Annotated in this window: 1 protein-coding gene; it reads left to right on the forward strand. The window is 70.9% G+C overall.

Features of this window, described 5'->3' with window-relative positions:
• Positions 1–382, forward strand: a 382-nt coding sequence (locus tag POF73_RS45950; RefSeq protein WP_272125506.1) for an acyltransferase domain-containing protein, incomplete at both ends; no start/stop codon positions are given.

A 382-nucleotide genomic window follows, 5' to 3' on the forward strand; every position in this document is an offset into this window, starting at 1 on the left:
GGTCTGTTCGCGTTGGAGGTGGCGCTGTTCGAGCTGGTGGGTTCGTGGGGTGTGCGGGCGGATGTGCTGCTGGGGCACTCGATCGGTGAGCTGGCCGCGGCGTATGTGGCCGGGGTGTGGTCGCTGGAGGACGCGTGCCGGATCGTGGCGGCGCGTGGCCGGCTGATGCAGGCGCTGCCCACCGGCGGCGCGATGCTCGCCGTCCAGGCGACGGAGGAGGAGCTGCCCGAGCTCCCGGCGGGTGTGTCGGTGGCGGCGGTGAACGGTCCGCGGTCACTGGTGCTCTCCGGTGACGAGGAACCGGTCACCCGTATTGCCGGGATCTTCGCGGAGGAAGGCCGGCGGACCAAGCGGTTGACGGTCAGTCATGCGTTCCACTCGG

The organism is Streptomyces sp. HD, from assembly GCF_028369295.1.
GTDB lineage: Bacteria > Actinomycetota > Actinomycetes > Streptomycetales > Streptomycetaceae > Streptomyces.